The sequence below is a fragment of the Collinsella sp. AF38-3AC genome, assembly GCF_003474365.1.
Lineage (GTDB): Bacteria > Actinomycetota > Coriobacteriia > Coriobacteriales > Coriobacteriaceae > Collinsella.
On sequence record NZ_QROM01000029.1, the window covers coordinates 1 to 6,325 of the forward strand.

At 59.2% G+C, this 6,325-nt stretch carries 8 protein-coding genes; 5 read left to right on the plus strand and 3 right to left on the minus strand.

Features of this window, described 5'->3' with window-relative positions; all coding sequences use genetic code 11:
• Positions 1 to 211: 211 nt before the first annotated feature.
• The 3 genes from DW029_RS10880 to DW029_RS10890 are packed head-to-tail and all read right to left on the minus strand — an operon-like array spanning position 212 to position 1,701.
• On the minus strand, positions 212 to 520 hold the full coding sequence (locus tag DW029_RS10880; RefSeq protein WP_118346137.1) for a hypothetical protein: 309 nt from the start codon (positions 518 to 520) through the stop codon (positions 212 to 214).
• 30 nt (positions 521 to 550) lie between these two features.
• Complete coding sequence (locus DW029_RS10885; RefSeq protein WP_233543879.1) at positions 551 to 787, minus strand: hypothetical protein; 237 nt, start codon at positions 785 to 787, stop codon at positions 551 to 553.
• A gap of 47 nt (positions 788 to 834) precedes the next feature.
• Positions 835 to 1,701, minus strand: a complete 867-nt coding sequence (locus tag DW029_RS10890; RefSeq protein WP_158572680.1) for a site-specific integrase — start codon at positions 1,699 to 1,701, stop codon at positions 835 to 837.
• 151 nt (positions 1,702 to 1,852) lie between these two features.
• Between DW029_RS10890 and DW029_RS10895 the strand changes: the two genes are divergently transcribed.
• The 5 genes from DW029_RS10895 to DW029_RS10915 all read left to right on the plus strand — a co-directional run bounded on the left by DW029_RS10895 (position 1,853) and on the right by DW029_RS10915 (position 6,198).
• Positions 1,853 to 2,191, plus strand: a complete 339-nt coding sequence (locus DW029_RS10895) for a hypothetical protein (RefSeq protein ID WP_118346143.1) — start codon at positions 1,853 to 1,855, stop codon at positions 2,189 to 2,191.
• Between the two features lie 12 nt (positions 2,192 to 2,203).
• The gene (locus DW029_RS10900) at positions 2,204 to 2,434 is read left to right on the plus strand and encodes a hypothetical protein (RefSeq protein WP_118346145.1); all 231 of its coding nucleotides are present in this window, start codon (positions 2,204 to 2,206) and stop codon (positions 2,432 to 2,434) included.
• Positions 2,421 to 3,596 carry an N-acetylmuramoyl-L-alanine amidase gene (locus tag DW029_RS10905; protein ID WP_118346147.1) on the plus strand — a complete coding sequence of 392 codons (1,176 nt, stop codon included), beginning with the start codon at positions 2,421 to 2,423 and terminating at the stop codon, positions 3,594 to 3,596. The genes DW029_RS10900 and DW029_RS10905 overlap by 14 nt, the downstream gene beginning before the upstream one ends.
• A 626-nt stretch (positions 3,597 to 4,222) precedes the next feature.
• A complete protein-coding gene (locus DW029_RS10910) occupies positions 4,223 to 5,518 on the plus strand; it encodes an AAA family ATPase (RefSeq protein ID WP_118346149.1) in 1,296 nt (431 codons plus the stop codon).
• On the plus strand, positions 5,515 to 6,198 hold the full coding sequence (locus DW029_RS10915) for a hypothetical protein (RefSeq protein WP_118346151.1): 684 nt from the start codon (positions 5,515 to 5,517) through the stop codon (positions 6,196 to 6,198). Before DW029_RS10910 ends, DW029_RS10915 begins: the two co-directional genes overlap by 4 nt.
• Positions 6,199 to 6,325: the final 127 nt, after the last annotated feature.

The window sequence follows — 6,325 nt, forward strand, 5'->3', positions numbered from 1 at the left end:
GCTTACTATACGGACGGCAAGCTGTTCCTCATGGCCGATGCCTCAGTATATAGTGCAGTCTTCATAGTGCTTTAGGTACAGACCACGGCCTGACCGGCGAGGCCGGTCTGCAGGTGGCGACGGCAACGAACCGAAACGTCCGGAATTGCGGGGAGACGTCGTGGTTCATCTAGACCGACTACTCGGCTGAGTGCCGCATCTCCTACGCCTTCTAGGCCGCCGGCCAGCAGGCCGTACAGGAGAAAGCGTAGGAGCCTGACAGGCCCGTGCCGCCGAAGTTGGCGATATACATCGCGCCGCCCGGCTGAACCCACAGGCCGCTCGCCATGTCGCCGTCGGTGTTGGCCACCTGGCACCGCTGGCGCAGCTGGTCCTTCGGGCGGAAGCCTTCGGGCACCGTGTCGACGAACGCCGTGCCCCACGAGCCGGAGACCTTGGCCGTGACGTTGTACATGCTCATGACGACGATCCCGCCGACGCGGCAGAACTCGATGTAGCCGGAGCCGACGGTCCTCCGCACGTAGCCGCTTTTGAACTGGGATACGGAATGCTAGCCAAGCACAACGATGTAATTCACTCGGAATGGACCAGTGTGTGCGCCGCTGATTGCGACGACGAGCCGCTCGTCGCGCGGGTAGAAATTCACGCCGGAAACCATGAAGTCGTAGCTCGCATCACCGTTCATCGCGTACACGGAATCGCGGGAATTGTCGAAGCCTCGCCCGAACTCCCGCTCAAAGCCCGCCTTGTCCCAAAGCATCGTGTAATTCGTATTGCTGAAGCGCACAATCTTGTTACCGACAAAAACTCTCGGCGCACGGGATACGGAATGCCCTACATCTCCATCGCCGCCGTGTATGAATCGCTCGCCCTAGCCACGACTGTGCGAAATGATTGCAGGTAGTGCGCCATCGCCGTGTTGACGGTCGAATGTCCCAGCGCCACGGCTATGTCCTCGATGGCGGCTCCGTGCTCAAGCGAGATCGTCGCCCAACTATGGCGCAGGCATGTCATCGGCACATGCGGCAGGTCGAGCCGCTTGCAGAACGCACGGAACTTGCGGGCGACGGCGTTGGGGTCAAGCAGGCACAGGCGACCAGACCTGCGCGTCCCACGGATGGCACGCAAGCGCTCAAGCGCGAATCGCGGCAGTTTCAGCTTGCGGTCTGACAGCTTGGTCTTGCATCCGGTCTCGATGACCTCGCCGCCCACCACGTGCAGGCCGCGCTGCACATGTACCCAGCCGCTACGCCAATCCACATCCTCGATTCTCACTGCGCAGGCCTCGCAGCGGCGCAGGCCCAGCGCGGCACCGAGCAGGACTGCGGCCTCGAAGGGCTGGCCGACGATGGCCTTGAGCGTCACGCGCTCCTGCTCGGCAGTGAGCGTCGGTCGGCGCGCGGTCGGCTTCTTCGGCAGCTCCACACCCTGAGTCACGTCCCAGATTCGCAGCTGATGTCGGCGAAGCACCCAGCGGTAAATCTGTCGGAAGGTCTTGTACGCCTTCTCGGCGGCACCTGGCAGGGCGAACGAATCGACCCAATCTTGTACCTCCTCAAAGCTGATCGTCTCAATCTCGCGCTTGCCCCACCGCGGCATCAGGTGGCAGCGGATGGCGCTGCGGTAGCCCTCCAGCGTGGTGGCGCGGAGACGCTTGCCCTTGTCGGCCATGTACTCGGTGATGGCATCGGAAAACAGCATTTTGAACAGTCCAATCTCTCGAAAATCCCAGACGCTTCGCATGGTAGCCCGCTGCGTTACGTCTGGGATTTATTGCGTGTAGCGGCGGCGAGGCTCAATCTCACGCCGCCCGCAGGATGGCGCGGAAAGCGAGAGGAAAGGAGGGCCGAGCGTGGAATCACTGGCGGCCATCGTCATAACCGACATCGTCTCGTGCGTCGTGGCGACGTGCGTCGCGTCGGTCGTGGCTACCGTCAAGGCCCAGGGGCGGAAGGTATCAGAGAAATCTGAACGCGAGCGCGTTGAGTCAGAGGCCATGAAGGCCGGGATGCGCGCGCTGCTGTGGGCCGAATTGCAGCGCATCCATGAGAGGGCGATGGCACAGGACGGCCTGACCGTCGAGGAGCGCCGCCACCTGGAGAGCGTCTACGCCGCCTATCACGGGCTGGGCGGCAACGGTACCGGCACGCGCCTGTGCACGGACGCGATGAACATGCCCGTACTCGATTAGGAGGAGGAATCAATGACCAGAGACGAGATCGTCAAGAAGCTGACGAGCCGCAAGTTCTGGCTGTGCGCGGCGGCTTTTTTGGGCTCCGTCGCCACCAGCGTGGCCGGCATCGCCACGGACAACCAGACCGTCGCCGCCATCGGCACGGTGTGCGGGGTTGCGAGCGCGGCCATCTACGCCGCGGCCGAGCAGGCAGTGGACTCCGCGCGCCTGAAGGCGGGTGGCGACCATGACGGAGACTAGTGCCGAGGCTAAGCGCAAGCTGCCGATGCGCAGCGTTCTCGCCGTTGTCCTCGCCCTTGTGGCGGCGCTTGCCGCCCCGTGCGGCGCGGAGGCATACCAGAGCGTCGACAAGTACGTGAGCGGCGGCCACGGCTACCTCAATGCGTCCTACCTCGTCATCCATGAGACGGCGAACCCGGGCGCCAGCGCCTACAACCACACGCTGCTTTGGTCGCGTGATGACACCTACGCCGTACATCACGTCATGGAGCTCGACGGTTCCACGGTCTACAACACGGTCGCGGAGAACCGTCTCTGCTGGCACGTGGGCAACGGCAACGGCTATACAATCGGCATCGAGTTGGCCCATGCCACCAATGCAGCCGACTTTGCCAAGCAGTGGAACGAGGCCGTGAAGTGGGCGGGCGACGAGCTTCGCTCTCACGGCTGGGATACGTCCCGCCTGCTGTCCCACTACGAGGCGGCCCAGCGCTGGGGTGGTTCCGACCATACCGATCCCAATGGCTATTTCCGTCAGTACGGAAAGACATGGTACGAGTTCAAGCAGGCAGTCGCCGCTTATCTCGGCAGCGGCTATGTCGCTCCCATCGCGCCGACTGATGGAAATGGCGGCACCGTGGCTTCTTCCACCACCACGGCAAAGACCGATACGAGCTTCGGCGGCACCTACCGCTGCAACACCGGTCGCCTGAATGTCCGTACCTCGCCGTCCCTGTCCGGCACTGTCGTGGCTGGCTATAGCTACGGCCAGACCGTGACGCTCGACAACTGGTACTGCATCAGCAACGGCTACGTGTGGGGACGCTATACGAGCTATTCCGGCTATACCCGCTATGTCGCTGTCGGCAAGCCCACCGGCGGCTACGATCCGAACGACTACCTCGTTCGCGTTGGCGCCGCCGCGTCTCAGGCGCGCCCCGCATCCACCGGCCGTTCCGCCGGCCGCTACCGCATCGTGGTGGGCACGCTCAACGTCCGCTCCGGCGCGGGCACCGGCTACGGCGTCGTCGCCAGCTACCATCGCGGCCAGACCGTCAACCTCGACGGCACGTTCGTGACGTCAGGCGGCTACGTTTGGGGCCGCTACACCAGCTACTCCGGCCACACGCGCTGGATCGCCGTCGGCACCGCATCGGGCGCCGTGTACACCCAGAGGGGCTAGGTGACGGCATGGTCGCGTTGGCGTTCGCGCTCGGCTCGCTCTTCGGCGGCACCGTGGCGACAATCGGGCTCTGCATCGTGAGCATCAACCGGCATTAGCCGCAGCCCGCTCGGGTTATCCCGGGCGGGCCTTTTTATTTGATGGCAGGGGGCGCGCTAGTGCCGTTCTGCATCCCACAAGGGACGGGACGGCGCAGGTCGGCTAGGGGTGGCTTTTCGGCCCCGAAAATGTATAATGCCAGCTAGCGGTTCCATGGCACGGGCTTAGCAGAAACTTCTAATCCCAAGGTCGACGGTTCGAATCCGCCATGGAGCACCTTTTGTTTAATTAGCTCAGCTTTTGCTGGGCTTTTTTGTTCACAAATGCGAAGTTGAGCTACTCTGTTTCTGCGGGCTCCACGATTTATGAGTTATGTAGCAATTCCAGATTCTAAGACAGGGGTCGCTTGCGTTTGGCGGTTAGCCATCGACATCCTTACACTAACGCTGACTCGAAAGGCCTTATCTCCCGCCCATTTTTCTCTTCACAATTGAAGCCCGAAGTGGTTGGCTATAATGCTGCTAACTGAGAATTGACGCACGATTTTCCACTCGATTGGCTACTAACATAATTCACGGGAGGCTATCGTGAGCTTCGCTAACGCTGCGTTGCAAATTAAGAAACTGAAGATAACCAACTTCCGTAAGTTCGAATCATATTCAATTGAATTCGATCGTCAGCTTACCGTTTTGGTCGGCGATAACGGCACGGGTAAAAGCACGCTTTTCGATGCAGCTTGCATTGCGCTGGGGACGTTGTTCCAGAAAATTCAGAACGCTGAAGCTCTGGGCATAGTCCCAGATGATTCTCGCGGAGCGGTTATCAAACAGGGCGACATGTTCGACATTCAGTCCCAGTACCCGGTGTCAGTTGAGGCATCGGGCATTGTCCTGGGGGAAGAGGTGGGCTGGCTGCGATCGTTGAAGAGTGCTAAGGGACGCACCACGCAAGCCGATGCCGGACGTGTGATTGATGCTGGCGAACACCTGCAAGAGCTTGTCGGTAAAGGTAATGAAGTCGTTCTGCCTGTTCTTGCCCGCTACGGGACTGATCGACTGTGGAAACAAGCGGCGTCAAAAGATAAAGCAACGCCCAATAGAACGCGCGGTTACGAGGGCGCTCTGCGGGCATCTGCGAATGAAGCCCGCATGAATGCGTGGTTTAAGTCTCAATCGATTTGGGAATGGCAGAATAGGCGAGAGAGTGCCTTATTCACTGCGGTTAAGAAGGCGCTCGCGTCTTGCTTTGATGCCGCCGCGACAACCAAGGGCGCCATGGTCGACTACGACGTCGAGCTTAACCAACTTGTGTTTACATACACCACTGCTGAAGGTGTTTATCACCGCAATAGAATGCATTCTATGAGCGATGGCTATCGTGGGACGCTGAGCCTATTCGCAGACATTGCGTACCGCATGGCAACGCTCAATCCGGCTTTGGGCTCTAATGTGCTCGAGACGCCCGGTGTTGTTATGATCGATGAGATTGACCTTCATTTGCATCCCCGCTGGCAGGCCAGGATTCTCGAGGACCTTGTTCGCATATTTCCCAACGTTCAATTTCTAGTTACAACGCATTCACCTGTTGTGGTTGCGTCGGTGCCTCGCGGTAACATCCGCATTCTTGGAGAGGACGCTGCAACGGTGCCTGCTATGGAAACGCGTGGACGCGATGCCGGGGATATTCTCAACACCGTTCTGGGCGCATTCTCGCGACCTGAAGAGGCGGCTCGATTGTTCGATTTATTTAATTGCGCCGTTGATGAAGAGCGCTTTGACGACGCTAGGCTTGCGCTCCAAAAGCTTGAGGAGTTTGTGGGCGTGGACGACCCCGATGTTGTTGCCGCTAAGACGACCCTTGAGCTTGAGGAGCTGCTGTCGTGATTCCGATCGTTAAGGCTAAAGAGCCTCCGGCACTTACCAAGGCCAAGAGAGCCATACGCAATACCCCCGATACGACGTTTAATTACACAGCGTTGCGCGGAGAGAACAAGCGAGAGGTTCTGGAGGCCTTGCTTGCAGAGCAGGGTCATCTCTGCGCTTATTGCACATGCAGGATCGGCGTTGGTGATCATCCGGCTACGATCGAACATTTGATTCCGCAAAATCCTGAGGATTCTGCAGCGGATGGCGAATTGAGTCTCGATTATCACAACATGGTTGCTGTCTGTGACGGACGTGGCGGGGCAACGTGTGACAAACGACGTGGTAACAAGTCTCTTACGGTTGATCCGATCAAGCCTTATACGCTCGACAGCATTTTCTATCATCGCGACGGGCGTATTAATGCTGCTGATAGGAGCGTGCGGTACGATCTTGAGGTTACGCTCGGGCTCAACGCGTCGGGTACCAACTTGTGCGGCAATCGTTCCAAATCTATGGAAGCAATTGAGAAATCCATCGACCGTGCTATCAAGCGCAAGGGTGCCGGGGAAAACAGAGCTGTAAAGAAGGCTATTTGCGTAAAGGTTCTCAAACTGTTTGAACATCAGGCGGATATGAAAGACGAGTATTTGGGCGCCAAGTTATATAAGGCGCGCAAACTCGTCTCAAAGTTTGCTTAGTGTCCTTTTGCTGCTGTGGTGGCATGTGGCTCTCACATGACAGTGCGCCGCCCAGCCGTACCAGCGAGGCCGTCGGGGGGTGTTCCTATAGTTTTGTCAACTGGGAAATGCTCTCCGTGCGACCGGA

Coding starts and splice junctions, on each gene's coding strand:
- DW029_RS10890 (WP_158572680.1), bottom strand. CDS start 1,701: ATGCTGTTTTCCGATGCCATCACCGAGTACATGGCCGACAAGGGCAAG.
- DW029_RS10900 (WP_118346145.1), top strand. CDS start 2,204: ATGACCAGAGACGAGATCGTCAAGAAGCTGACGAGCCGCAAGTTCTGG.
- DW029_RS10905 (WP_118346147.1), top strand. CDS start 2,421: ATGACGGAGACTAGTGCCGAGGCTAAGCGCAAGCTGCCGATGCGCAGC.